General features: G+C 72.5%; 22 protein-coding genes and 1 pseudogene. 8 read left to right on the plus strand and 15 right to left on the minus strand.

Annotated features, from left to right (window positions below; translation table 11 throughout):
• The 6 genes from ACFU97_RS18965 to ACFU97_RS18990 form a co-directional block, all read right to left on the minus strand.
• Positions 1-1,062, minus strand: a 1,062-nt coding sequence (locus ACFU97_RS18965) for a maleylpyruvate isomerase family mycothiol-dependent enzyme (protein WP_384257652.1), incomplete at its 3' end; no start/stop codon positions are given.
• 34 nt (positions 1,063-1,096) lie between these two features.
• Complete coding sequence (locus ACFU97_RS18970) at positions 1,097-1,702, minus strand: RNA polymerase sigma factor (protein WP_384257654.1); 606 nt, start codon at positions 1,700-1,702, stop codon at positions 1,097-1,099.
• 40 nt (positions 1,703-1,742) lie between these two features.
• Positions 1,743-2,828 (minus strand): aminotransferase class V-fold PLP-dependent enzyme, encoded by a 1,086-nt coding sequence (locus ACFU97_RS18975; RefSeq protein ID WP_384257656.1) that lies wholly within the window; start codon positions 2,826-2,828, stop codon positions 1,743-1,745.
• 77 nt (positions 2,829-2,905) lie between these two features.
• The gene (locus ACFU97_RS18980; protein ID WP_384257659.1) at positions 2,906-3,622 is read right to left on the minus strand and encodes a DsbA family oxidoreductase; all 717 of its coding nucleotides are present in this window, start codon (positions 3,620-3,622) and stop codon (positions 2,906-2,908) included.
• Positions 3,623-3,697: 75 nt separating this feature from the next.
• Positions 3,698-4,204 carry a GNAT family N-acetyltransferase gene (locus ACFU97_RS18985; RefSeq protein WP_384257661.1) on the minus strand — a complete coding sequence of 169 codons (507 nt, stop codon included), beginning with the start codon at positions 4,202-4,204 and terminating at the stop codon, positions 3,698-3,700.
• Positions 4,201-5,241 (minus strand): GlxA family transcriptional regulator, encoded by a 1,041-nt coding sequence (locus ACFU97_RS18990; RefSeq protein ID WP_384257664.1) that lies wholly within the window; start codon positions 5,239-5,241, stop codon positions 4,201-4,203. Before ACFU97_RS18990 ends, ACFU97_RS18985 begins: the two co-directional genes overlap by 4 nt.
• Positions 5,242-5,311: 70 nt before the next feature.
• Here ACFU97_RS18990 and ACFU97_RS18995 point away from each other — a divergent pair, with 70 nt between their 5' ends.
• Entirely contained in the window at positions 5,312-6,694 is a 1,383-nt protein-coding gene (locus ACFU97_RS18995) for an MFS transporter (RefSeq protein ID WP_384257667.1), read from the plus strand.
• Positions 6,695-6,731: 37 nt separating this feature from the next.
• Here the strand turns inward: ACFU97_RS18995 and ACFU97_RS19000 are convergent, their stop codons facing one another.
• Positions 6,732-7,340: a DUF1349 domain-containing protein gene (locus ACFU97_RS19000; protein ID WP_384257669.1), complete on the minus strand. Its 609-nt coding sequence runs from the start codon at positions 7,338-7,340 to the stop codon at positions 6,732-6,734.
• Between the two features lie 58 nt (positions 7,341-7,398).
• Complete coding sequence (locus ACFU97_RS19005) at positions 7,399-8,928, minus strand: aldehyde dehydrogenase (NADP(+)) (protein ID WP_384257672.1); 1,530 nt, start codon at positions 8,926-8,928, stop codon at positions 7,399-7,401.
• 120 nt (positions 8,929-9,048) lie between these two features.
• Between ACFU97_RS19005 and ACFU97_RS19010 the strand changes: the two genes are divergently transcribed.
• From ACFU97_RS19010 to ACFU97_RS19030, 5 genes are all read left to right on the plus strand, one after another.
• The gene (locus ACFU97_RS19010; RefSeq protein ID WP_384257674.1) at positions 9,049-9,822 is read left to right on the plus strand and encodes an IclR family transcriptional regulator; all 774 of its coding nucleotides are present in this window, start codon (positions 9,049-9,051) and stop codon (positions 9,820-9,822) included.
• A gap of 28 nt (positions 9,823-9,850) precedes the next feature.
• Entirely contained in the window at positions 9,851-10,321 is a 471-nt protein-coding gene (locus ACFU97_RS19015; protein ID WP_384257677.1) for a GNAT family N-acetyltransferase, read from the plus strand.
• A 91-nt stretch (positions 10,322-10,412) separates the two neighbouring features.
• Positions 10,413-11,690: a sensor histidine kinase gene (locus tag ACFU97_RS19020; protein ID WP_384257679.1), complete on the plus strand. Its 1,278-nt coding sequence runs from the start codon at positions 10,413-10,415 to the stop codon at positions 11,688-11,690.
• Entirely contained in the window at positions 11,687-12,346 is a 660-nt protein-coding gene (locus tag ACFU97_RS19025; protein WP_384257682.1) for a response regulator, read from the plus strand. Before ACFU97_RS19020 ends, ACFU97_RS19025 begins: the two co-directional genes overlap by 4 nt.
• A 55-nt stretch (positions 12,347-12,401) precedes the next feature.
• Positions 12,402-13,853: a peptidoglycan D,D-transpeptidase FtsI family protein gene (locus ACFU97_RS19030; RefSeq protein WP_384257685.1), complete on the plus strand. Its 1,452-nt coding sequence runs from the start codon at positions 12,402-12,404 to the stop codon at positions 13,851-13,853.
• A 13-nt stretch (positions 13,854-13,866) separates the two neighbouring features.
• Here the strand turns inward: ACFU97_RS19030 and ACFU97_RS19035 are convergent, their stop codons facing one another.
• Positions 13,867-15,318: an NCS2 family permease gene (locus ACFU97_RS19035; protein ID WP_384257687.1), complete on the minus strand. Its 1,452-nt coding sequence runs from the start codon at positions 15,316-15,318 to the stop codon at positions 13,867-13,869.
• Between the two features lie 132 nt (positions 15,319-15,450).
• On the opposite strand from ACFU97_RS19035, the gene ACFU97_RS19040 reads away from it, so the two are divergent.
• Entirely contained in the window at positions 15,451-16,017 is a 567-nt protein-coding gene (locus ACFU97_RS19040; RefSeq protein WP_384257689.1) for a SigE family RNA polymerase sigma factor, read from the plus strand.
• Positions 16,014-16,883: a hypothetical protein gene (locus ACFU97_RS19045; protein ID WP_384257692.1), complete on the plus strand. Its 870-nt coding sequence runs from the start codon at positions 16,014-16,016 to the stop codon at positions 16,881-16,883. Before ACFU97_RS19040 ends, ACFU97_RS19045 begins: the two co-directional genes overlap by 4 nt.
• 262 nt (positions 16,884-17,145) lie before the next feature.
• On the opposite strand, the gene ACFU97_RS19050 is transcribed toward ACFU97_RS19045, so the two are convergent.
• From ACFU97_RS19050 to ACFU97_RS19075, 6 genes and pseudogenes are all read right to left on the minus strand, one after another.
• On the minus strand, positions 17,146-17,943 hold the full coding sequence (locus tag ACFU97_RS19050) for an HAD family acid phosphatase (protein ID WP_384257694.1): 798 nt from the start codon (positions 17,941-17,943) through the stop codon (positions 17,146-17,148).
• A gap of 150 nt (positions 17,944-18,093) precedes the next feature.
• A pseudogene (locus tag ACFU97_RS19055) lies at positions 18,094-18,404 on the minus strand (pectinesterase family protein); the annotation flags it as partial.
• Position 18,405: 1 nt separating this feature from the next.
• A complete protein-coding gene (locus tag ACFU97_RS19060) occupies positions 18,406-19,536 on the minus strand; it encodes a pectinesterase family protein (RefSeq protein WP_384257696.1) in 1,131 nt (376 codons plus the stop codon).
• A 126-nt stretch (positions 19,537-19,662) separates the two neighbouring features.
• Positions 19,663-20,976 carry a polysaccharide lyase family 1 protein gene (locus tag ACFU97_RS19065; protein WP_384257699.1) on the minus strand — a complete coding sequence of 438 codons (1,314 nt, stop codon included), beginning with the start codon at positions 20,974-20,976 and terminating at the stop codon, positions 19,663-19,665.
• Positions 20,977-20,993: 17 nt separating this feature from the next.
• Complete coding sequence (locus tag ACFU97_RS19070) at positions 20,994-21,803, minus strand: rhamnogalacturonan acetylesterase (RefSeq protein WP_384257701.1); 810 nt, start codon at positions 21,801-21,803, stop codon at positions 20,994-20,996.
• A 90-nt stretch (positions 21,804-21,893) separates the two neighbouring features.
• A complete protein-coding gene (locus tag ACFU97_RS19075) occupies positions 21,894-23,231 on the minus strand; it encodes an ABC transporter substrate-binding protein (RefSeq protein ID WP_384257703.1) in 1,338 nt (445 codons plus the stop codon).
• Positions 23,232-23,318 lie beyond the last annotated feature (87 nt).

Raw genomic sequence — 23,318 nt, forward strand, 5'->3', positions numbered from 1 at the left:
ATGGTGTCTTGGCTTCCGCCCCGTATGCCGTATACGCTCGTTGTTTATTTTGGGGGGTTTCCCCCACACCACGACCGGCCCCCCCCCCCGCTCCAGTACGTTCCTGACCGCGCCCGCGTCCCCGGCGGCGCGGCGCGGCACCTCCTCCGGCGTCCGGCGCCCGCCGATCAGGAGGCAGAACTCGACCGGGTCCAGGGCCAGTTCGGCGTGCACCGGTTCGTCCTCCGAGCCCAGCACCCACTGCTCTCCGCCGTCCACCGCGAAGAGCACGGGCGGCGCGGCGGGGCCGAGGGCCAGGCCGAGGACGCGGACGGCAAGCCGCACCAGCTGCCCCAGGTGGGCGGGGGGCGGCGGAGGCACGGCGAGGCCGAGGGCGCGGCCGATGTCGTCGGTGTGGATCCACGTCTCGAAGGCGCGCACCACGTAGTGGTCGGCGACGGGCAGCCGTACGCCCATCAACATCGTCGCCCTCGCGGCGAGTTCGGGCTCGCGGGCCTCGGGGGCGGCGAGCAGGGCGGCGGCCTGCGCCGCCCAGCCGGCGACCGTCAGCGCTGGGGTACGGCCGTGCTCGCGCGCGATGACCTCGGCGCTGCGCCGGTTCCACGCCTCCACCCAGTTCCCGTCCTCGGCGGCGCGGGCCGGCGGGCGCGCCGCGACGCCGAGCCGGCCCGCGAGCGGCTCGTCGGCGGCGAGCAGATGCGCCACGGTGGCGTGCACGTCCCAGTCGTGCACGACCGGCGTGCTCCAGCGCCCCTCCGCCTCCGGCAGCAGCGCCTTCAGCCCGGCGACGGCGGCCGCGTACGGAGCGGCGTGCACGGCGACCCGGGGTGCCGCGGGGCGGGCGCGCAGGGCGGCGGCGAGCACGTCCGCGGCGGGCGGCGCGTGCGCGCCGTTCGGGGCCGGGCCCTCCAGCAGACGTACCGTCTCGCGCAGGCGCGCCGCCTCCGCCGCGCAGCTCTCGCACGCGGCGAGGTGCCCGGGGACGGCCGCTTCCTCGTCCGGCGGGAGCGCGCCGAAGGCCCAGGCGGCCAGCAGGTCGCGCACACCGTCGTGCTCGGTCACCGTGAGCCTCCCTTCCCGGCTTGCCGTGTCGCCATCATGCGCCTCGTTCCAGCGCGGGGTCGGGAGGGTCGGCCAAAGTCTCGGCCAAGGAGCGTAAAGCCGTGCGCAGACGGGTCTTGGCGGTGCCCTCCGGGATGCCGAGTTCGACGGCGGCCTGCCGGTAGGTGCGGCCCGCGAAGTAGGCGAGATGGACCACCTCCCGCTGCGGCTGCGGCAGTTCGGCGAGTGCCGAGTGCAGCAGCAGCGAGCGTTCGCGGTCGACGACCGTCTGGTCCGGGCCGGGCGCGGCGTCCGGGATGGCGTGCAGGGCGGAGTCGTCGGCGCGGGCGTCCTTGCGGTGCCGGGCCTCGCTGCGCACCCAGTCCACGGCCCGCCGGTGGGCGAGCATGGACAGCCAGGTGCGCAGGCCGGCCCGGTCCGGGTCGTAGGCGTACGGCCTGCTCCACAGCTGGGCGAAGACCTCCTGGGCGACGTCCTCGGCGGCGGCCGGGGTGCGGGTGACCCGCACCGCGACCCGGCGCACAAGATCCCCGTACGCCCGGTAGACCTCGGCCAGCGCGGACTCGTCCCCGTACACCAGGCGCCGGTGCAGCTCCGCGTCCGCGGGCCGCCGTACGGGGGAGGTGCGCGTGGACTCCACGTGCCCTTCCTAGCGTCCCGGCAGGGCCCGCGCCAGTGGTTCAGGCGGACAGAACGTCCAGCAGGCGGTCGACGTCGGCGGCCGTGTTGTACAGGTGGAAGGCGGCGCGCAGGTTGCCCGCGCGGTCGGAGACCTCCACTCCGGCCCTGCTCAGCCGGCCCTGGCGGTGGCCGAGTCCGGGCACGGAGACGACCGGCGAGCCCGGGGACGGGACGGGCTCGTGGCCGAGGGAGGCGAGACCCGCGCGGAAGCGGTCGGCGAGGGCGAGGTCGTGGGCGCGCACGGTGTCCCGGCCCACCTCCTCCAGCAGTTCGAGGGAGCGGCGGGCGCCCGCGTAGGAGAACAGGGCGGGGCTCTCGTCGAACCGCCGCGCGGAGTGGGCGAGTTCGTCGATGGGGCCGTAGCAGGCGTCCCACGGGTGCTCCCCCGCCACCCAGCCCGCGAACAGCGGCGTGAGGCCGCCGAGGTCCTCCGGGACGACGAGGAAGGCCACGCCGCGCGGGCAGAACAGCCACTTGAAGGCGACGGAGGCGGAGTAGTCGTGGGCGTCCGCGTCGAAGTCGAGCCATCCGGCGGCCTGGGACGCGTCGACGTACGTACGCGCCCCGTGCTCGCGCGCCGCCTCCCCGATCGCGGCCAGGTCGGCCACGCGGCCGTCGGCGGACTGCACGGCGCTGACCGCGACCAGCGCGATGCCGGGCCGCACGGACTCGGCGACGCGCTCCAGCGGCACGCTGCGCACCTTGAGGTCGGAGCGGACATGGAAGGGGTTGACCACCGAGCTGAAGTCGCCCTCGGCGGTGAGGACTTCGGCGCCGGCCGGGAGGGAGGCGGCGATCAGTCCGCTGTAGACGGCGACCGAGGCCCCGGCGGCCACCCGGCTCCCGGGCACTCCGACCAGCCGCGCGAACGCGGCGCGGCTCGCCTCGACGTCCGCGAACATGTCGGTCGGGGCACCGGCCGCGGCGGCCTCCACCGCGGTGCGCAGGGCGGCCACGGTGCGGGCCGGCAGCAGGCCGGTGCTCGCGGTGTTCAGGTAGGTGTTCTTCGGGGCGAACTCGGCACGGACGAGGCTCTCGAAGGTCTCCATGGATCCACTGTGGTCCCCCGCGAACCCATAGTCCATTGCCGATTTCTACGTGGTTTCGCCAAGCGACGCTTATATATGGCCCGTCACCTGGGGTTCTGCCACGCCACGCGTGATCACTGCTGCGGAACCGCGCACCCGTCCGGCCCGCACGCCTGCGCGCCGCCCTCGTCGATCAGGGTCAGCGGGGACCGCTCGCCCCAGGCCTGGGTGAGCGCCTGGGTGAAGACCTCGGCGGGCTGGGCGCCGGAGACGCCGTAGGTGCGGTCGAGGACGAAGAAGGGCACGCCGTTCGCGCCGAGCTCGGCGGCCTCGCGCTCGTCGGCGCGGACCTCGTCGGCGTAGGCGGTGGGGTCGGCGAGCACCGTGCGGGCCTCCTCCGCCTCCAGGCCGGCCGCCACGGCGAGCTCGACGAGCCGCTCGTCGCCCTCGGAGAAGACGGAGCGCTCCTCGGCGAAGTTCGCCCGGTAGAGGATCTGGATCAGCTCGTCCTGCCGGCCCCGTTCCTTGGCCAGGTGCAGCAGGCGGTGCATGTCGAAGGTGTTGCCGTGGTCCCGGTCGCGGGTGCGGTACTCCAGGCCCTCGGCGGCGGCCTGCGCGCCCAGGTTCTCCTCGCCGGCCTGCGCCTGCGCCGCGCTCATGCCGTACTTCTTGGTGAGCATCGCGAGCACCGGCTGGACGTCGCCCTTGGCGCGGCCCGGGTCCAGCTCGAAGGAGCGGTGCACCACCTCGACCTGGTCGCGGTGCGGGAAGGCGGCCAGCGCCTTCTCGAAGCGTGCCTTGCCCACGTAGCACCAGGGACACGCGATGTCCGACCAGATCTCGACCTTCATGCGCTCGGCTCTCTCCCGCTCGTACGGATACGGAGACCTCCTCCGCCCGTTGCATGAACGTTCAAGCAGCGAAGGTCATTCCCCCGGGACCGCGAAGCGCAGGAAGAGGTGGTGGTCGTCCTCGGCGGGCGGGTTCTCCGGGTCGGAGACCCAGCCCTGGCGGGCGTAGAAGGCCTGCGCGCGGCGGTTGTCCGCGTGCACGTCGAGGACGGCGGTGTGCCGGGCGTCGGCCCGCCACTGCTCGACGCAGGCGGTGTGCAGCGCGGTGCCGACGCCGGAGCGCCAGTGGTCGGGGTCGACGTGGAACTGGAACAGCTTGACCGTCCGGGCGGAGGCACCCTCCGGGGTGCGGAAGGAGGCGATGGCGACCATCCGGCCCGCGCGGACCGCGCACAGCACCTGGCCGTCGGGACGGGCGATGGCCTGCGCCCAGAGCGCCGGCCAGTCGAGGCCGTCGTCCGGGAGACCGTCCGGGTAGTAGGTGGCGCGGGCGCGTACGTGCAGCTCGGCGACGGCCTCCGCCTCGGCGGGCAGGGCGGTCCTGATCAGCAGGGGGCCGGCGGTCCGGTTCGCTTCGATCATGCAGCGGAGGACGTGTCCCCGGCGGTCCCGGTTCCCTGTTCTCCTGATCGCCTCCCGGGCACGCCGGCCGGTGTCGGGAGCCCCTCCGGCTGGAGCCGGGTGAACTGCGTCCGGTAGGCGCTCGGTGTCAGACCGGTGCGGCGGACCACGTGGGCGCGCAGCGAGTCGGCGGTACCCAGGCCGCAGGCGCGGGCCACCTGGTCCATCGGCAGGGTGGTCGTCTCCAGCAGCTCCTTGGCGCGCTCGATGCGCTGGTGGAGCAGCCACTGCAGGGGGCTGACCCCGCTCTCGGCGTGGAAGCGGCGGGTGAGGGTGCGCACCGAGACGCCCGCGTGCCGGGCCAGGTCGGCGAGGGTGAGCGGCTTGTCGAGGTTGCGCATGGCCCAGCCGCGGGTGTCGGAGCAGACGACGCCGCGCTCGGGCGGCAGCGGGGTGTGGGTGAACTGGGTCTGGCCGCCGGGGCGTACGGGGGCGACGAGGGCGAGCCGGGCGACCTCGTTGGCGACGGCGGCGCCGTAGTCGGTGCGGATGACGTGCAGGCACAGGTCGATGCCGGCGGCGTATCCGGAGGCGGTGACGTAGGGGCCGTCCTGGACGTAGAGGACGTCTCCCTGGAGGTCGACCTGCGGGTAGCGGCGGCGCAGCTCGTCGGCGTGCGCCCAGTAGGTGGTGGCGCGGCGGCCGTGCAGCAGGCCCGCCTCGGCGAGCTGGAAGGCGCCGGTGCACAGCGACGCGATCCGCTTGCCCGCGGCGTCCGCCTCGCGGACGGCGGCCACGATGCGCGGGTCGGGTTCGTAGGGCGCGCCGGTGCCCGCGACGACGACCGTGTCCGCCGCGCGCACGGCCTCCAGCCCGTCGCGCACGTACAGGTCGAGCCCGCCGGAGGTGGGCACCGGGCCCGGCTCGGCGGCGCAGATGACCACCTCGTAGCCGGGCTCGCCGTCCACCTCGACCTTGCCGAACAGCAGCTCGGGGATGGCCAGGTTGAACATCGAGACGGGCGAGGGGGCGATGACGGCGATACGGTGCGCGGGCATGGCCAGAACCTCCGGGTGCATGGCATTCAGGCCACTACTGTACGGCGCCGGTAATCCGCAGCATGGAGCCATGTCGACCGACCAGACTCTCGGGAGCGAACAACTCCCCGTCATCGAGCGCGAGTTGGCGCCCAAGAGGCCCGCTCCCGCCGTCACCCTCGTCGCCGCGCTGCTCGGGTTCGCGCTGATCTGCCTGGACGCCTCGGTGGTGAACGTGGCGCTGCCCTCGATCGGTGCCTCGCTCGACGGCGGGATGTCCGGGCTGCAGTGGGTGGTGGACGCCTACACGCTGCCGTTCGCGGCACTGATGCTGTCCACCGGGGCGTTCTCGGACCGGGCGGGGGCGAGCCGGGCGTACGCGCTCGGCACGGCGTTGTTCACGCTCGCCTCCGTGGCGTGCGGGCTGGCGCCCGGGCTCCCGGCGCTGATCGGCGCGCGGGTGGTGCAGGGGGTCGCCGCGGCGGTCGTGCTGCCGGCGTCGCTGGCGCTGGTGCGGCAGGCGTACGCCGATCCGGGGCGGCGGGCCCGTGCGGTGGCGGTCTGGGCGGCGGGCGGTTCGGCGGCGGTGGCGCTCGGGCCGGTGGCGGGCGGTCTGCTCACCACGGCCTGGGACTGGCGGGCGATCTTCTTCGTGAACGTGCCGGTGGGAGCGGCGATCCTGCTGCTGGCGGCGCGCGCGCCGCGCTCCGGGCGGCGTCCCGCGCCGCTCGACCTGCCCGGTCAGGCGACCGCGGTGGTGAGCCTGACGGCGCTGACGTTCGCGGTGATCGAGGGCGGGCGCGCGGGGTGGGCGGCGCTGGCCGTGGCCGTCGCGTCGGCGGCCGCCTTCCTGCGGATCGAGGCGCGCGGGGCGCACCCGGTCGTGCCGCTCCCCCTCTTCCGCGACCGGACGGTGGCGGTGACGGTCGCGGCGGGGGCGGCGGTCAGTGTCGCCTTCTACAGCATGGTGTTCGTCTTCTCGCTCTTCTTCCAGCAGGTGCAGGGGCGTTCACCGCTCTTCGCGGGCCTGCTGTTCCTGCCGATGACCGGACTGATCGCGGTGACGAACGTGGTGGCGGGCAAGCTCGCGGGGCGGTACGGGGCCCGGCTGCCGATGACGGTGGGACAGGCCCTGGCCGCGGTCGCCCTGCTCGTCCTCCTCTACGTCGACGCGGGCACGCCCCCGGCGCTGGTGGCCGTGCTCCTGATCCCGCTCGCCCTGGGCTGCGCCCTGACGGTGCCGCCGCTGACCGCCGCGATGATGGACGCCGTGCCCGCCGAACGCGCGGGCGTGGCCGCGGGTCTGCTCAACGCGGCCCGCCAGGTCTCGGGCGGCCTGGGGATCGCGGTGTTCGGCGGCCTGGTGGCAACGGACTTCCGGTCCGGCATGCACCTGAGCCTGATCATCAGCGCGACCTTGCTCGCAGCAACGGCAACCTTGAGCACCCGCCTCCCGGCCCACCGCTCCGCGTGATCCGCGCGGGCCTCTCCGCCGAACGCCAGGCGACCGCTCAGCTTCCGTCTCGTAGGTCGGTCGGCCAGGTGGGGCGGTATTCCAGGTGGTCGTAGGTGACCACGCAGCCCTCACCCATCGGGGACTGGGTCATGAAGCCGATCAGGGCGTCGCCCGTCTCCTTCTCGGTGCCGAGGGTGAAGAGACGGACGAAGATCCAGCGCTTGCCGTCGCGGGAGGCGTGGAAGGCGAAGGCGCGGCCGGTGCGGCTCACCCGGAACCACACCGAACTGCCCTCCACGGTGAAGGAGTTGGCGTCGTCGGAGTGGCCCCGGGTGACCACCGTGCAGACAGTGGGCACGTCCGGGGAGTACTCCAGGCAGAGCTTGGCCCAGGCCCGCTCGCCGACGTGGACGTAGAGCACCCCCGCGTCGAACGCCCCGGCGAAGCCCACCGTGACCCGCGCGATCAGCTGAAAGTCCCCCTCGGGCGCCCCCAGCAGCCGGGGCGCGTCCGAGGCGGGCTCCAGGGCCTCACCGGTCGGCGGTACGAAGCGGTCCTGCCGGGGACCGGCCCAGCCGGTGAGGATGCCGTCCTCGTAGGACCAGTTGCCGTCGGGGCCGTACGTGCGCAGTGCGAAGGGCAGTTCGGGGAGTTCCACGTCCATCCCGTGAGTGTGGCACCTCGGTGCGGGCGATGCGGGCCTGGGGTGCGAAGGGCCCGTCCTAGCGCTCGAGGCGGCCGTCGTAGCGCCGCGGCAGCCCGAGCGGGTTGTCGTCGCGCAGCTCCGGCGGAAGGATCGCCTCGGGCGCGCCCTGGTACACCACCGGCCGCATCCAGCGCTCGATCGCCGTGCCGCCGACCGACGTCGACGTCGACGTGGTCGCCGGGTAGGGGCCGCCGTGGTGCTGGGCGGGGGCGACCGCGACACCGGTCGGCCAGCCGTTGACGAGGACCCGGCCGGCGAGCGGGGTCAGTTCGGCGAGCAGCTCCGCTCCCCGGCCCTCGCCGGCGGCCTCCTCGGCCGAGAGGTGGACCGTCGCCGTGAGGTTCCCGGGCAGCCGGGACAGCACCGACTGCACCTCCGCCTCGTCCTCGTAACGGGCCACCACGGTGACCGGCCCGAAGCACTCCTCCAGGAGCAGGTCGTAGGCCCCCTCGGCGGCCAGCTTCTGCGCCGCCACCGTCAGGAAGCCCGCGCTCACCGTGTGGTCGCCACCCGCGCCCGGGGTCACCGGCGAGTCCACGTCGGGGAGTTCGGCGCGCTCGGCGACCCCGGCGATGAAGTTGTCGCGCATGCGGTGGTCCAGCAGGACACCCGCGTCGGTGTCGCTGACCGCGTCCGTCAGGGACTTCACCAGGCGGTCGCCCGACGCGCCGGCGGGCGCGAGCACCAGGCCGGGCTTCACGCAGAACTGCCCGACGCCCAGCGTCATCGACCCGGCGAGCCCGGCGCCGATGGCCTCCGCGCGCTCGGCCGCGGCGGCCTCGGTGACCACGACGGGGTTGAGCGAGCCCAGCTCGCCGTGGAAGGGGATCGGGTTCGGGCGCGCGGCGGCGGCGTCGAACAGCGCCCGGCCGCCCTTGACGGAACCGGTGAACCCGGCGGCGGCGACCAGCGGGTGCCGGACCAGCTCGACGCCCGCCTCGAAGCCGTGCACCAGCCCGATGACGCCCTCGGGGATGCCGTGCGCGGCGGCGGCCCGGCGCAGCACCTTGGCGACCAGCTCGGACAGGGCCGGGTGGTCGGGGTGCGCCTTGACCACGACCGGGCAGCCCGCGCCCAGTGCGCTCGCGGTGTCGCCGCCGGCGACGGAGAAGGCGAAGGGGAAGTTGGAGGCGGAGTAGACGGCGACGACGCCCAGCGGCACCTTGTAGCGGCGCAGGTCCGGGATCGGCGGGGTCGCGGTGTCGTCCGGGTGGTTGATGATCACGTCGAGGAAGGCGCCCTCGTCGACGATGTCCGCGAACGCCCTGAGCTGGTAGCAGGTGCGGGCGAGTTCGCCGGTGAGCCGGACCGGGCCGAGCGCGGTCTCCGCGTCGGCGGTCTCCACCAGTCCGTCCCGGGCCGCCTCGAGCTGCTCGGCGGCGGTGCGCAGGAAGGCGGAGCGGACCGCGCGGTCGGCGAGGGCGCCCCTGCTCGCGTACGCGGCACGGACGGCGGCGTCCACCTCCTGGGCTGTGGCCTCCACCGCAACCTGTTCACGCTGCTTCCCGGTTCGGGGGTCGACACTCCAGACTGGTGCTGCTGCCACCGCGGTCCCTCCACGTATTGCTGGGTCATTCACCAGGGTCGTTCGATATGCTGAACGCTGTCTCTGATGATGAATATGCTGTTGGAGACTATTTCCCGTCCAACGAAGGGGTCAAGGGCGATGTCGGCAGTCGAGACAGGCGGCGGGGCGCAGGTCAAGTCCGCGGTGCGGACCGTTGAATTGCTGGAGTACTTCGCCGGCCGTCCCGGCATGCACTCGCTCGCCTCGGTCCAGGAGGCGGTCGGCTACCCCAAGTCCAGCCTGTACATGCTTTTGCGCACGCTGGTGGAGCTCGGCTGGGTGGAGACCGACGCGACGGGCACGCGCTACGGCATCGGGGTGCGGGCGCTGCTGGTCGGCACCTCGTACATCGACGGCGACGAGGTGGTCGCGGCGGCGCGGCCGACGCTGGACCGGCTGTCGGACGACACCACGGAGACGATCCACCTGGCGCGCCTGGACGGCACGAACGTGGTGTACCTGGCCACGCGCCAGTCGCAGCACTATCTGCGCCCGTTCACCCGGGTGGGCCGCCGGCTGCCCGCGCACTCCACCTCGCTGGGCAAGGCGCTGCTGAGCACGTACACCGACGAGCAGGTGCGCAAGCTGCTCCCGGAGACGCTGCCGGCCCTCACCGAGAACACCATCACGGACCGCGAGAAGCTCATCGAGGAGCTCCACCAGGTCCGCGAACAGGGCTTCGCGGTGGACCGCGAGGAGAACACTCTGGGGCTGCGCTGCTTCGGCGTGGCGATTCCCTACCGCACGCCGGCGCGGGACGCGATCAGCTGCTCGGTGCCGGTGGCGCGGCTGACCCCGGCGCACGAACAGATGGTCAAGGACGCCCTGTTCGACGCCCGCGACCGGCTGACCCTGGCGACCCGCAGGCTCTGACCCGGAGCTGAAGCTAGGCTCTGACCGCATGGACGTCGTACTCCGCGCGGTGCATGACAGCGATCTGCCGGTCTTCTTCCGGCAGATGAACGACCCCGAGGCGGTCCACATGGCCGCGTTCACGGCCGAGGACCCGGCCGACTGGGGCGCCTTCCAGTCCCTGTGGAAAGGGATCCGCGCCTCCGATTCCGTCGCGCGGGCGATCCTGGCCGACGGCGACGTGGTCGGCAGCGCGAGCGTGTACGGGGAGCCGGGCGAGCGCGAGGTCACGTACTGGGTGGACCGCGCCTACTGGGGACGCGGCGTGGCCACGGCCGCGCTGCGGGAACTCCTGGCCGAGGTGCCCGAACGCCCGCTGTACGCCCGCGCGGCGGCGGACAACACCGGCTCGCGGCGCGTGCTGGAGAAGTGCGGCTTCAAGGTCACGGCGCAGGTGTCGGGGTTCGCGAACGCGCGCGGCGAGGAGATCGACGAAGTGGTGCTGACCCTGGACGGATGAGTCCGGGGCACGCCGCTCTCCACCCACAGGCGGATGCGGATCGTCGCCGGGCAGGACGCGGACCCGGCCCGGCATGGGCGACCGTGGCCCCATGGTGCGGGTCAGGGGGTTCGCCCGGGTGCTGTTCGGGCGGCGGGCGCGGCTGCGGTGGGTCCATGTGATCCTCGGCGGCGCGCTCGCCATGCCGTACGTCCTGCTCGGCGCGACCGTCCTCGGACCGGTCACCGGCTCGCAGGACGTCTTCGCGGACTTCCGTCTCCAACTCCTCTCCTTCGCCGTGGGATTGCCCCTGGCCGCCGCCACGTCCCTGTTCCCGCTGACGCGGCCGCTGGAGGCGAGCGCCGTCCGGTGGCTGTGCGGGGTGGACGCGGCCCGGCTCGTCTACGGCCCCGCCCGCACCCGGGCCGCGAAGGGACGCACGGCGGCCTGGTTCACTCTGCACCTCGGCCTCGGCGGGGTGATCGCCGGGATGTCGCTGGCCGTGCCGCCCTTCGCGGCCGTGCTGATCGCGCTGCCGCTGGTCGCATGGCTGCGCGACAGCCGGCTCGGACTGCCCGAAGTCCTCGACCATCCTTGGGCGTTGGCGCTGGCGCCCGTCGCGGGCGTGGCCTGCCTCCTCGCGCTCGCGGGCTGCGCGGCCGCGGCCGGCGCCCTTCTCGCGTGCACGGCGCCGCGCCTGCTCGGGCCGAGCCCGGAGGACCGACTCGCGGCCGCCGAGGCCCGGGCCGCCGATCTCGCCGTCCGCAACCGGCTCGCCCGCGAGCTGCACGACTCCGTCGGCCACGCGCTCAGCGCCGTCACCCTCCAGGCGGGCGCGGCGCGCCGCGTGCTCGGCAGCGACCCGGAGTTCGTCCGCGAGGCGCTCGCCGCGATCGAGGACACCGCCCGCCGCACGGTCGGCGAACTCGACGCGGTGCTGGGCGTGCTGCGCGACGGCGATTCGCCCGGCACGGGCCCGGCGCCCACCCTCGCCGCCGATCTCGACGGGCTGCTGCGCCGCGTCCGGGCCGGCGGGCTGCGGGTGACCGCCACCGTCGCCACCGACCCCGCGGCCCTGCCGCCCGTCCTCTCCCGCGAGGCGTACCGCATCGTCCAGGAAGGCCTGAGCAACGCCCTCAAGCACGCAGGCGGCGCGGCGCGGGTGGGGCTGCGGATCACGGAGGCCGACGGCCTGCTGGACATCACCGTCGACAATCCGCTCGGCGCCCCGGCCGCCTGCCGCCCCGGCGGCGGCCACGGGCTGCGCGGCATCGCGGACCGGACCCGGCTGCTGGGCGGTACCGCCGAGGCCGGCCCGGCGCGGGACGGCACCTGGCGCCTGCGCGCCCGCCTGCCCCTGAAGCCCGTACGACGGGAAGGAATCCTGTGACCGGCTCAACCGTCCGCGTCGTCCTCGCCGACGACGAGCGCATGGTGCGCACAGCGCTGCGGGCCATCCTGTCCGCCGAACCGGATCTGGAGGTGGTCGGCGAGGCGGCGACCGGGGCGGAGGCGGTGGCCGTGGTGCGGGAGGTGCGGCCCGACGTCGTGCTGATGGACGTCCGGATGCCCGGGATCGACGGGATCCGCGCCACCGAGCGGATCCTCGGCACGCCCGACGGGCCGCCGCGGATCGTCGTCGTGACGACGTTCGAGAACGACTCCTACGTGTACGACGCGCTGCGCGCGGGGGCCGCCGGCTTCCTGCTCAAACGGGTCGACGCCGACGCGCTGGTACAGGCCGTCAGGCTCGTCGCCCGCAGCGACTGCCTGCTGTTCCCCTCGGCCGTGCGGGCGCTGGCCGAGGAGCACGCGCGCGCCTTCGCCGCGCCGCCGCCCTGGGTGGCGAGGCTCACCGGCCGGGAGAGCGAGGTGCTGCGGCACATGGCGGACGGGCTGACGAACGCGGAGATCGCGCGCCGCATGGGGGTCGGCGCCGCCACCGTCAAGTCGCACGTCGCGGCGGTGCTGGCGAAGACCGGCACCCGCGACCGCACCCAGGCGGTGATCGCGGCCTACGAGGCCGGCTTCATGAGCGCACGATGAGAAATGGGGGCGGAAGGGAACGATCCGCTCGGTTCCGCTCGTCATCCAGTGCGGGATGAACAAGACGATCAGGCGGGCCTCCGTCTTCACACTGCTGCTCGTGCTCGCGCTGCTGGCCAGGGCGACCTGGGTGCAGTTCTACGACGCCAAGGCCCTCGCGGACGACAAGGACAACCGGCGCAACGCGATCAAGACGTACGCGGAGCCGCTCGGGAACATCATCGTGGGCGGCCAGTCGGTGACCGGTTCGGCGCCGACCGGCAACGGCGACCTGAAGTACAAGCGCACGTACAAGGACGGCCGGCTGTACGCGGCGGTGACGGGCTACGCCTCGCAGGCCTACGCCCCCACCCAGCTGGAGGGCATCTACCAGGACCTGCTCGACGGCACGGACACCCGCCTGAACACTTTGATGGACACGGTCACCGGCAAGCGCGCCGACCCGGGCGACGTGATCACGACGATCGACCCGGACGTGCAGAAGGCGGCCTACGACGCGCTCGGCTCCAAGAAGGGCGCGGCCGTCGCGATCGACCCGAAGACCGGCAGGATCCTGGCGGTCGTCTCGACCCCCTCGTACGACCCCTCGGCGCTGACCGACGCGAACACCGCCGGCACCGCGTGGAAGAAGCTCAACGCCGACCAGGACAAGCCGCTGACCAACCGCGCGCTGCGCCAGCCGCTTCCGCCGGGCTCGACGTTCAAACTGGTCGTCGCGGCCGCCGCGCTGGAGGACGGGCTGTACTCCACGGTGGACCAGAGGACCAAGAGCCCGGACCCGTACACGCTGCCGGGCACCACCACCGACCTGTCGAACGAGAACCCGAGCGCGCCCTGCGAGAACGCCTCGATCCGCACCGCGCTGCAGTACTCCTGCAACAACGTCTTCGCGAAGATGGCCGTCGACCTCGGCCAGGACAAGGTGCGGGCGATGGCGGAGAAGTTCGGCTTCAACGACACCGAGCAGGACGTGCCGGTGCGCGCGTACGCCAGCGTCTACCCCTCGGACATGGACCGCTCCTCCACGGCCCTGACCGGCATCGGCCAGTACGACGTCACGGCGACCCCGCTGCAGATGGCCATGGTCTCCGCGGCCATCGCCAACGGCGGCAAGCTGCTGTCGCCGCACATGGTCTCCCAGATCACCGACAGCGGCGGCGACGTGCTGAAGAACTACGACGACGGCACCACCACCCGGCAGATCGTCAGCGCCTCCACCGCCGGGCAGCTCCAGTCGGCGATGCGGACGGTCGTGGACGACGGCACGGGCACCAACGCGCAGATCCCGGGCGTGACCGTGGGCGGCAAGACCGGCACGGCCCAGCACGGCGAGAAGAACAGCAAGACGCCGTACGCCTGGTTCACCTCCTACGGCAAGGCGGGCGGCAAGGAGGTCGCCGTGGCGGTCGTCGTCGAGCAGTCGGACGCGGCCCGCTCGGAGGTCAGCGGAAACGGGCTGGCCGCCCCCGTGGCCAAGGCCGTGATGGAGGCGGCACTGAAGAACTGAGCGGCCCGGACGCCTACTTCACGCCGAGGATCTGCTCCACCGGATCGATCGCGAAGTACACCAGGAAGAGCACCGACACGCCCCACAGCAGCCAGTGCACCTCCTTGGCCTTGCCGAGGACGGACTTGATGACGACGTAGGCGAGGAAGCCGGCGCCGATGCCGTCCGTGATGGAGTACGTGAACGGCATGGTGGCGATGGTCAGGAACGCCGGGATGGCGATCTCGTAGCGGTCCCAGTCGATGTGCTTGACGTGGGTCATCATCAGGAAGCCGACCGCGATCAGGGCGGGCGCGGCGGCCTGCAGCGGGACGATGGTCAGCAGCGGGGTGAGGAAGAGCGCGAGCCCGAAGAGGCCGCCCGTGATCAGGTTGGCGAACCCGGTGCGGGCGCCCTCGCCGACGCCGGCCGCGGACTCGATGTAGGCGGTGTTGGACGAGGCGGAGCCCACGCCGCCGGCCACGGCCGCCGCGCCGTCGATGAACAGCACGCGGCCGATGCCCGGCACCTGCCCCTTGTCGTCGAGCAGCCCGGCCTCGGCGCTGATGCCGACGATGGTGCCCATCGCGTCGAAGAAGTCCGACAGGATCAGCGTGAACACCAGCAGGACCGCGGTGAGGATGCCGGCCTTCGCGAAGCCGCCGAACAGGCTGAAGTGACCGATGAGCCCGAAGTCGGGCGTGGCGACGATCTTGTCGGGCACGTGCGGGGTGGTCAGGCCCCAGCTCTTGATGTCGGCGATCGCGTCGATGACGATCGCGACGACCGTCATGGTCACGATGCTGATCAGGATCGCGCCCTTCACCTTGCGCGCGAGCAGCGCGATGGTGAGCAGCACGCCGACGCAGAAGACCAGCACGGGCCAGCCGGTGAGCCGCCCGACGGCGCCGAGCTGCACCGGCACGGTGGTCTGGGCGGCGTCCGGGATACGGCTGACGAATCCCGCGTCCACGAAACCGATGAAGGCGATGAACAGCCCGATGCCGACGCCGATGGCCTGCTTGAGCTGCTGCGGGATGGCGTTCATGATCGCCTCGCGCAGCCCGGTGACCACCAGGATGCAGATCACGACGCCCTCGACGACGACCAGGCCCATCGCGTCGGGCCAGCTCATGATCGGGGCGAGCTGGAAGGCGACGACGGCGTTGAGGCCGAGACCGGCCGCGATGGCGAGCGGCAGATTGCCGCCGACGCCCATGATCACCGTCATCACGCAGGCCACCAGCGCGGTGGCGGTGACGAGTTGGCCGGTGTCGAGCGTGTGGCCGAACTTGTCCTTCGCGCTGCCCAGGATGATGGGATTCAGGACAAGGATGTAGGCCATCGTGAAGAACGTGGCGAAGCCGCCGCGTATCTCCCGGCCGAAGGTGGATCCCCGTTCGGAGATCCTGAAATACCGGTCGACGCCGTTCGCCGCTGGTGGTGCGGAACTTGGCCGGTCGGCCGTCGTCTCGGTGTCGGTCATGGCGGGTGCTCCTCGTCGCCGGATGGATCAGTGTGCGGATGCTGGCTGGATTGTTCCCCCCTTGAACAGGTTTCAGGTTTTCCCCGTGTTACGGAATGTCATCTGCATGACAGAGACAGGGAGGTCCGTCCCGTGGGCACTGTCGTCGACGACGCGGCCTCCGTGGAGTTCCACGCCTTCTTCGAGCGCCACTACGCCGAACTGTCCCGTATCGCCCATCTGCTGACCGGCGAGGCGGACGCCGCCGACGATCTCGCGGCCGACGCGCTGCTCGCCCTGTGGCACCGCTGGGACCGGGTGCGCACGGCCGACCACCCGGTCGCCTACGCCCGCGGAGTCGTCGCCAACCTCGCCCGCACCCGGATCCGCAGCGCGGTGCGCGAGCGCCGGCGGATGTCGCTGTTCTGGTCGCAGGGCGAGGAGACGACCGAGAACCCCGACGTCGCGGGCGTCGTCGACGTGCAGGAGGCGCTGCGCAGGCTGCCGTTCAGAAAGCGGGCGTGCGTGGTGCTGCGGCACGCCTTCGACCTCTCGGAGAAGGACACCGCCCTCGCGCTGGGCGTCTCCGTCGGCACGGTGAAGTCCCAGACGTCCAAGGGGATGGCCGAGTTGCAGCGGCTGCTGGGCGCCGAGGGCGAGCCGCGGAAGGTGCACGCGGCGATGGCGCCCGGCGGGCCGGCCGCGGGAGCGGGCCGATGAGGCGGCGGGACGCGCACGACGAGCTGCACGCCCGGCTGCGGGAGGCGGCCGAGGCGCACGAGCCGGACCGGGACGTGATGCTGGCCCGGATCGAGCGGGGCATGGGCGCGCGCAGCCGTGCCGGCCACCGGGACACCCGGCCGCCGGTACGGGGCTGGGCCCGGGTCGCGGGTGCCACGGCCGCTGTCGCGGGGATGCTCGCGGCCGGCGGTTACGCGATGGGCTCGGCGGTGCACGACGACGCTCCCCCGCGGCGGCAGACGGTCGCGGTCTCCCCGACGCCGACGCCGCCACCGGACGCGACGAGCCGTGCGCCCGAACCGCCGGTGCGTCGGGCACCGGCGGCGTCGGCCACGGCACCGAAGGCCCACGACGACCCGAGCGGCACCGCCTCGGCGAGGCCGCCCGCCTCCGCGCCGCCGACCGCGACCACCGCGGCCGACGGGCCGCTGTGGTCGGACGGGTCGGTGGACCCGCACAGCAACGACTTCTGGTCGCAGAGCGACCTCACGGTGCGCACCGGCGAGCAACTCACCGCCCTCACCGTGCGGCTGAAGATCGCCCAGACCGGCGGCGTCAGCCCGGCCGGCGCCTGGCGCACCCTGCCCGAGCAGGACTTCGACCTCACGATCGGCGAGCGGAACGGCTTCCTCCTCTACACCTGGGTGCTCAAGCAGGGCCGTAGCGTCCCGGAGGGCGAGTGGGTGTTCGCCGGGCAGTACGACCACCGGCGCGGCGGCCGGAGCGCCGCGGACGACGCCTACACGGTCACAGCCACGGCGGGCGGCGAGCGGCACACGGTGGGCGGCGGCTTCGCGGCCGGCGCGGGCGACTCGGCCGGCACGGGTGGATCCGGCGGCTCGTAGAAAAATCTCGCGGTGCGCGGCAACCGTTTCCCCGGCAGCGGCGACTTAGAAGCACATGGACCTGTCGGCCTGAGCCCCCCTCGGCCGGCAGCCGCCGATCGAGCCCCCCTCGTCGGCGACAGAGCGCCCCCGCCGGTGTGACCGGCGGGGGCGCTTCGCGGTCGTGGGCGCGGGACGCTCGTCGACCGGCTGTGGTTCGCCGCGGTGGGTACCCTTCAGCCCGTCGCGCCGGCCCCGGGTCCGATCCGCCCCGGGCGCGGGATCAGCTGACGAAGTACGTCGGGTTCGGCAGCTTGTACTTCTGGTCGGCGTAGCCGCCGTCGAGGTCCGAGTACTGGTCGCCGAAGTTGGCGATGATCTCGTACCCGAGGTCCTGCTCGATGTGCTTGCGGGTGCCGGACTTGTACTGCACGGTCGTGCAGGTCCAGGTGCCCGGGGTGGCGCACGCGCTCAGGTAGGACGGCGGGTTGGCCGCGTCCTTGAGGAACATGTGGCCGGCGTCGAGGTTGACGTCCGCGCCGACCTTCTTCAGGTTCTCCACGGCGGCCGCGCGCTGCGCCTCGCCGAGACCGGAGTTGTAGAAGACCTCGACGCCCTTCTTCTCGGCGTACTGCACGAGTTCGGGGCTGCCGAAGACCTCCGGCCGGTCCGCCTTGTTCACGTACGCGGCCCAGCTGGCCGAGTTGTACGTGTAGTTGTACCGCTTCTCGTAGTCGAGGCTGAGCAGCAGGGTGTCGTCGATGTCGAAGACGACCGCGGGCTTCTCGCCGTGGTGGCGGGCCTTGCGCGCCGCCTTGTCGATGTACTCCCGGGCGGAGGCGTCGATACGCGCCAGGTCCTTGGCGTACGGGCTGGTCGGCGACGCCTGGTACACGCCGTCGGCGTCCGCCGCCGTGCCGTAGTAGGTGTCGATGTCCTTCACCAGGAGCCCGATGTTGTAGGGCTCGTGGGTGGAGTTGGCCGTGGACTGTCCGGCCGTGGCCGCACCGGCGCCGTAGAGAGCGGCGCCGGAGAGGGCACACGCTGCGGCGATCGCCGCGATACGCAGTGGCTTATGCATGACAGGTTTCTACGCGCGTCACGCTGCTGGGCGCGAGACCCGTTGCCCGATCGATATCTTCACGTCGGGTAAAAAACGGGTCAAGCACCTCGGAAAGCCCGATTCCGTTTCAGCACGCCTCAGTTCATCGTCGCGCCGATGGTGGTGCTGCCGGTCGTCAGTGTGGAAGCGGCACCGCTCGAACACCGCGGTCGCCCGCCCGAAGACGAAGTCGACGTCGCCCTCGATGTGGCAGGGGCGGAAGTACTGCCGGGGATCGTCAACTCCGCCTTCTCCGCGGGCACGGTGACGACCTCGCGATACGTCCCCGGGTGCACGAGGACCGTCGCACCGGGTCCGCCGGCCGCGTCGACGGACTCGCCGGGGCGGACGGGCAGGATCTGGCGGGCGGCCCTCGCGGGTCCGGCACCGAACGCGGTCAGGCCGGCGGTGAGGCCCGCCAGGACGGTGCGGCGGCGCATGTCAGCAGGTCTCCTTCCAGGGCGTCCAGTCACCGAGATAGGCGGTGCGGGTCGCCGACGCGGCCTGTTCGGGGGTGAGTTGGGGCCGGTTCGCGGGGACGGGGACGACCGCGCCGGGGCCGGTGTTGCGGTACTCCGCGAAGCGCTGGTCCTGCCACGGGTAGGCGTCCGACATGGCGGCGTAGGGAGCGGTCGCGTCGATGCCGGCGCCGAGGCGGGTGTCGCGGACGACGAGGCTCGGACGGGCCGTGGTGTCGGAGCTGGGCACCCAGGGGCGGGCCAGCTTGTAGGCCGCGTCCGGAGCCCCGCTGCTCACGGTGCTCCCGGTCACCAGGTAGCCGTGCGGGTTGGCCAGCGCCGTGGAGGGCGCGAAGACGAAGCCGTACGGGGCGGCGGCCAGGTCGGTGCGGTTCAGGGTGCGGAAGTGGCACCGCTCGAAGACCGCGCTCGCGCGCCCGAAGACGAAGTCGACGTCGCCCTCGGCGTAGCAGTGGGCGTAGTACTGGCGGGCGAAGGTGCCGAGCGCCGTGGAGTCGGCGTACAGGGTGTCCTGGTGGCCGAGGAAGCGGCAGTGGGTGAAGGCGCTGCGGTCGCCCTGCACCTTGATCGCCACCGCCTGGGTGCCGGTGATGTCCGGGTGGTCGGCGCGCAGCCAGTCGTTGGCGAAGGTGATCCAGCGGGCGGTGAAGCCGTCCGCCTGCACGGTGGTGGTGGCGGATCCGGTGGTGCCGTAGGTGCCGCCGCCGGGCTTGGCGGTGCCGGCCGCGTGGTCGTACACGATCACGACGTCACGGGGGTCCTCCGAGGCGCCGATCCAGGTCGCCTCGGTGCGGGTGGTGTCGAGGGCGACCGTCTCCCGGTAGGTGCCGGGCGCGAGGACCAGGGTCCGGCCGCTGCCGGCCGCCGCGGTGACGGCGGCCTGGACGGTGGTGAAGTCGCCGCGCCCGTAGGGGTCGACGTAGAGGGTCGCGGGGGTCAGGCGGCGCTGCGGTGAGCCGAAGCGGCCGAAGGCGAGCGGACGGGTGGCGGCCCGCGCGGGCCCGGAGGCGGCGCCGAACGCGGCGGCCGCGCCGGCGCCCGCGACGAGGAAACCCCGTCTGGACAAGGGGAGTCGGGGGTGGGGCGAGGGCATGCGGGTGCTCCTTCGCGGTGCGATGCGGTGCCGTGCGATGCAGTGGGTGCGCTGCGGTGCGGTGGAGTGCGGTGGCGTGGGTCGGGAGGGTGGCCGGGGCGCGCGGCGCCCCGGCCGGGCGGGGTGTCAGCGCAGGCGGCCGGCGCCCGCGCCGTGGTCGACGATCCGCGGTACGGCGCGCACCGGGTCGGTCTTCGTGCGCAGGGTGGGCGTCCAGCCCGCGCCCGAACGCAGGACCTCGGTGGGCACCTCGGCGTTGTGGACGGTGATCAGATCGGTCGGCACGCCGTTGACGTAGTTGTCGTCGGCGGTCAGCGGCGCGTCGTTCCACCGTTTGAGGATCTGCCCGGCGCCGATCCCGTCCGGCAGCGTGAACGCGTTGTGCTGCGCGACGAGTTGGGACTCCATGCCGATGCCGTAGCTGTAGCCGTAGCCGGCCTTCGCCACGAAGTGGTTGTTGTAGGAGTCGACCTGCCCGAAGCGCACCCGCGGCGCCCGCTCCACCAGGTTCGAGAACAGGTTGTGGTGGAAGGTGACCTTGAGGTGGCCGCGGTCGACGGCGGCCGTGGCGGCGCTGTCGCTGTTGCCGATCAGGATCGTCTTGTCGTGGTCCGCGAAGACGTTCCAGGAGGCCGTGACATAGTCGGCGCCCTTGACGATGTCCAGCTCCCCGTCGTGCTGCTCGTAGATCCGCCCGTAGTAGGACGGCAGCGTGCTGTCGGGGTGGTCGCCGTCGGTGAACGTGTCGTGGTCCATCCACACGTGGGTGGAGCCGTAGACCACCGCGCTGTCGTACTCGGAGTTCCAGTTGCCGTCGGCGGTGTCGGTGGGGTCCCACTGCGGGAAGCAGTCGAGTGGGCTCTCGAAGGTCAGGTTGCGGACGATGACGTTGTCGACGCCCTTGATCTGCAGGCTGGCGCCCTTGAAGCCGGCGTTCCTGCCCACGCCGATGATGGTGGTGTTGGCGGGCACGGTGGCCTTGATGTACGCGTCCTGGTTGACGGCGGAGGCGCGGCGCAGGCCCTCGGGGCTGTCGTCGGGCTCGCCGTCCAGGTTCTTGTCGCGGCCCCATACGGCGGGGTCGTACGTGGCCAGGTAGGTGTCGAAGTCGTAGCCCGGCACCTGGAACGAGGCGCAGCTCGGGCCGTCGGCGTCGATGGTGCCCTTCACCTCGATGATCTTCGGCGCGCTGCCGCCGGCGGCGAGGGCGGCCTTGAAGCCGTCCCAGTCGGTGACGGTATGGACGTGCGCGGGGTCGGCGGTCGCGCCGCCGGTGGTGCCGGTGCCGTAGGAGCCCCAGCCGTCGTTCGCGCCCAGCGCCTGCCGGGCGGTGTCGCGCGGCTGGGGGTGCGCGGCGGCCGTCCCCGTGACGCCGAGCACCAGGGCGGTGCAGCCCACGATCGACGCTATGACGCGTCCATGACATATCTGTGTACGCACTGTGCGGCTCTCCTTGGTTACGCGACCGGGGCGCCGGTCGCCTCGGGCCAGGTGATCCAGGACGTCGGAACGGCGTCGTGCAGCCGGACGACGTCCCGCGGCGCGAGCACCCGGGTGCGCAGCGACTCCCGCGCCACGAGCCGCGCCACGGCGATCGCGCCCGGCGGATTGAAGTGCGTGTTGTCCTGCCCGGTGGCGGTCCAGTCGAAGTAGACCTTCGTCTCCTCGACGCCGAGCTCCTGCCACCGCGCCGGCGACAGCGCCTCGACGTCGAGCAGCGCGACCCGCTCCCGGGCGGCCGGCGCACGCATCGCCGCCGGATGGTCGCCGTGGGTCGGCACGGCGTTGCCGTCCGCGTCGAACCTGCGGCGCTCGAAGGGCGTGGCGAGCACGGGCCGGGCACCCTTCGCACGCGCCCCCGCGATGTACAGCCGCAGATGGTCCTGGTACGTCGTCCAGGGCTCGGTGTACCGGGTGAGGTCCTCGCTCTTCTCGTCGTTGTGCGCGAACCGGACGAGCAGGAGGTCTCCCGGCCGGATCAGCGCGAGGACCGCGTCCAGCCGGCCCTCGTCGACGAAACTCTTCGAACCCCGCCCGTTCACGGCGTGGTTGGCGACGGCGAGGCCCTGGCGGACAAAGAACGGGAGTGCCATGCCCCACCCGGTCTCGGGGGCGGCGTCGGCGTATTTCCCGGCGGCGGTGGAGTCGCCGGCGATGCGGAGCGTGCGGTGGCGCCGCGCTGCTTGCGCGGTACCGATGCCCGTGAGGGCGAGTGGAACGGCGGCAACGGCAGCCGCGGTGACCTGTCTTCGGGCAAGTGACGACACGACGTACGCCTTCCTTCAGGGGCGCGGGGAACTGCGCGCCCGGCCACGAACCGGCCGGCAGTCCCCCGCAAACCGAAACCACCCAGTGCCTCAGTGGTTCTTCTTCCAGTCCGCCTGCGCCTTGTTCAACTGGTCGGCCAGCAGGTCCAGGAAGTCCTTCGCGCTCATCTTCCCGAGCAGCACCTTCTGGAAGTTCGGCTCGTTGTCGGCCTTGGAGATGGTGTTCCAGTCCGGCAGGTAGTACGGCAGCTGCACGATCTTCGTGCCCTCGCCGTTGAGCGCGGCGGCAGCCAGCTTCGTCGGCTCCGCCTTCTGGATCCACGCGTCGCCCGCCGCGTCGGTGTTCGCGGGGATCTGCCCGGCGGACTCGTTGAACTTGGAGTTCTCCTCGTGGGAGAGGGCGAACTCGATGAACTTCCAGGCGGCCGCCTTGTTCTTGCTGGACTTGAACAGGCTCAGCCCGTCGACCGGGTTGGAGATCTGCACGCGCGTGCCGTCGGCCTGCGTCGGGTTCGGCAGCCCCCGGAACTTCTGCGTGCCCAGCGCCTTGAGATGGTCCTGGTAGGAGCCCAGGTTGTGGCTCAGCATGCCGATGGTGCCGCTGTCCCACTGGGCGACCATCTTGGTGAAGTCGTTGTTGACGTCGGCGGACGGGGTGTCCTTCTTGTAGAGCGCGACGTACTTCTCCAACGCGGCCACGTTCTTGGGGTCGTTGACCGTCGTCGTGTCCCCGTTCCAGAACGAGGTGATCCCGCTCTGGCTGTACGCCGCGTCCAGGGCCGGGGCGATCGACCCCTCACCGCCGCGAATGGTGAACCCGAACTCGTTCTTCCCCTTGTCCGTGAGCTTGGCGGCGGCCGTGTAGAACTTGTCCCACGTCGTCGGCGCGTCCAGGCCTGCCTTCTTGAACAGGTCGGTGCGGTACCACAGGGTGCCGTTGTTCGACGACGTCGGGATCTGGTAGAGCTGGTCGCCGCCGCCCGCGGCCTTGCTGCTGTCCACCAGGTTCAGGTTGAGCTTGTCCTTCAGCGGGCTCTTCGCCAGCCGGCCGTCCAGCGGTTCGAGCGCACCCTGCACCCCGACCTCGGCGAGCATCGCGGTGCCCACGCCGCCGACGTCCGGCAGTCCACCGCCCTGGATGGCGGTGTCGTACTTGGACTGGGCGCTCGCGGCGGGAATGCCGACGTAGTTGACCTTGATGTCCGGGTTCTTCTTCTCGAAGTCGGCGATGATCTCCTTCCAGATGTCGGTGCGGACACCGCCGTTGTTGTCCCAGAAGGTGATCTGGCCCTTGCCGGAGCCCTCGTTGCCCTTGTCCCCCGCGCTTCCGCTGCCGTCGTCGCCGCAGGCGGTGGCGGTCAGCGCGAGCACGGAGCCCAGGGCGACGGCGACGGCCGCGCGCCTGCTTCTGCGGATGCTGCTCTTCATTGGTCGGCTCTCTCTTCCGGACGGAGGGACATACGAAGTCGTGGGGGGCGGCAGGGCTGGGTCAGGGGGTCGGCAGGGCTGAGTGAG

It is taken from the genome of Streptomyces sp. NPDC057616 (assembly GCF_042800575.1).
GTDB lineage: Bacteria > Actinomycetota > Actinomycetes > Streptomycetales > Streptomycetaceae > Streptomyces.